Origin of the sequence: Trebonia sp. (assembly GCF_049794275.1) — a bacterium.
GTDB lineage: Bacteria > Actinomycetota > Actinomycetes > Streptosporangiales > Streptosporangiaceae > Trebonia.
The window spans coordinates 1-2,423 of the sequence record NZ_JBARCR010001179.1 but is presented as its reverse complement, the minus strand read 5'-3'; the positions used below and the strand labels follow the sequence as shown (position 1 = coordinate 2,423).

The window sequence follows — 2,423 nt, the reverse complement described above, 5'->3', positions numbered from 1 at the left end:
GCGGGCGCGCCGCGGGCTCCACCGGCCTGCCATCAGCAGGATCAGCGGGATGAAGATCACCTGGCCGCCGACACAGACCCACCACCAGTTCTTCCACTGCCCGGGCGCCGCGGCCGCGGCGCTGACGACATCAGCGCCGTGCGCCTTGAGGTACGCCAGGTCCGACGGCGGTACCTTGGACAGCGCGGTCAGCTGCGGGCCGAACGGAGCCATGATGGTCAGCTCCGCCGCGTACGGGGCGACGGTCTTCAGCGCGGGCGCGGCCGCGATCACGCCGGCGATGGCCGCCTGGTTGGCCGAGATCGTGGTCAGGATCTGCAGGCCCTTGGCGCCGCCCCCGGCCGCTCTGATCGCCTGGGCCACCAGCGCCGGCGGGATCGTAGCCGGGTTCGTGTAGGTGGCCAGCCTGGCGAACAGCACCGGGTTTGCCTGGATCACGGCGAGTTCGGGCGCCAACTTCTGCGCGTTCGCGAGCTGCGTGGCGTTCGCCTGCGCGGTGGCCACGACCGGCGGGGGTACCTTCTGGGCGGCTGCCACGACGGTCGGATGGCTCGCCGCGAAGGCCAGCTGGCTGCTGTACTTAGCGGACAGCGTGGCGACCTGCGAGCCGTAGGTGACCAGCGGCGTCATCGAGCTGACCACGACCGGCAAGACGAGGAGCGAAATGGCGATGACCGCGCGGATGATCCAGCCCCAGACGGCCAGGCCGGTCGCGGTCAGCGCCGGGTTGTGCTTCTCGATGGTCTCGGTGTAGCTGGCCATCCACGGCGCGTACGCGATCGCGAGGAACACCGCCAGGATGCTGATGACCAGGGCGAACGTGGCGTATGTGGTGCCGTGGCCCAGGTTGAGGAAGATGATCGTCATGACGATCGCGCCGACCGCGCCGAGCACCATGAACGGTTTGCGGACCCCGACCCGGTCGGAGATGATCCCGATGATGATCAGGGCTGCCGCGTCGAATGCCCAGAACCAGTTCCCGATGCTGTTGGCGGTCGACAGCGTGAAGTTGAATAGCGAGGTGAAGTAGATGGTGAAGAAGCCGACCGCCGTGTAGTAGAACAGCAGGAACACCGAGATCGCGAACGCCGAGCCGATGATGTCGAGGCGCAGCATCTGCCGCCACGGGTGCTCCGTCAGGGTCTTGACATCGAGGCCACGGGCCCGGGCCTCGATCAGTGCGCGGTCGCGCATGGACACCATGAGCTGGTCGCGCAGCTGCGGCGAGAGCTCACGCAGCCCGATCACGGCGATCGCGGCGACGACGAGGATCACGATGCCGGCGATGATGAACTGGTCCTGCCAGGCGGGAAGGTGGCTGAGCGTGTTGCTGGACACCACGGCGACCACCAGGCTGCCGAGGACCGGCCCGAGGGTCCAGAACCCCATCGCGGAGGCCCGGCCGAGCTGCGGCGAAAAGTCGCGCACCAGCGCGGGAGTGGCGACGAGGATGACGCCCTCGACGGCCCCGATGATGGCGAACAGCAGGGCGTAAGTGAACGTGTTGGGCGCGTTCGGCACGCCGAAGAGGACCAGCAGGCCGACGATGACCAGGCCGTAGGCCACCAGGTTGGCGCGGCCCCACCGGTCGGCCAGCCCCGCGGCGAGCGAGCCGAAGGCGCCGACGGCGTTGGCGATCACAATGATGTACACGTAGGTGCTGAAGGTCATCCCGAAGTGGGCGATGATCGACGGGGATACCGCGCCGGGGATGTAGAACGCGTAGTAGAGCGCGATCGTGGCGAGCACCACGATAGCCAGGTAGGTCATCCGCGGCCGGGTGTCCGGGTAGTGGTCGAGCTGCCGTTGCCAGAGGCCGTTTATGCCCCCGGCCGCCGGGGCGGCTCCCTGCGCGGTTGCTGTCATGCTGACGACCCCTTTCGGCACCACGTCGGCAGTGGCGTGCGCACCTAAAAGTACGCGTACGTACTTTAGGAATTTTTCAGTTACTCTAGATCGCATGCCCGACACCCCGCAAGGGGGCAGCCTTGCCCACACCCACGAGGGAAAACCGGGCCTGCCCAGGGGCCGGAGCCGGCTTCCCGCGCGGGCGGTGCGCGCCTCCCAGGTGCAGCGGCTGTGCCGGGCGGCGATCGCGGCGGTCGCCGAAGGCGGGTACGCGGATGTCACGGTGGCCGACATTGTGCGCCGGGCCAAGGTGTCCCGCGTCGCCTTCTACACGCACTTCAGGACGAAAGAGGACTGCTTCCTCGCCGCGACCCGCGAAGGCGGCAAGCTGCTGGCCGACGGGGTGGTCGCCGCGACCAGGGCCGTGCCGCCTGACGCCCCGGACGAGGAGGTGCTGCGCGCGGCGTGCCGCGCGTTCCTCCAGTTCCTCGCCGACGAGCCGGCCTTCGCGCGAGCGTTCTACATCGGCATGCCCACCGCCGGGCCGCGCGCGGTCGCGCGCTTCGACGCGGCGG

2 protein-coding genes are annotated in these 2,423 nt (G+C 69.0%); one reads left to right on the top strand and one right to left on the bottom strand.

Going from position 1 to position 2,423, the window contains the following annotated elements; all coding sequences use genetic code 11:
- A partial coding sequence (locus WA805_RS29160; protein WP_425243927.1) for an MFS transporter occupies nucleotides 1–1,866 on the bottom strand: 1,866 nt, incomplete at its 3' end.
- A 94-nt stretch (nucleotides 1,867–1,960) separates the two neighbouring features.
- Between WA805_RS29160 and WA805_RS29155 the strand changes: the two genes are divergently transcribed.
- A partial coding sequence (locus tag WA805_RS29155; RefSeq protein WP_425243926.1) for a TetR/AcrR family transcriptional regulator occupies nucleotides 1,961–2,423 on the top strand: 463 nt, incomplete at its 3' end.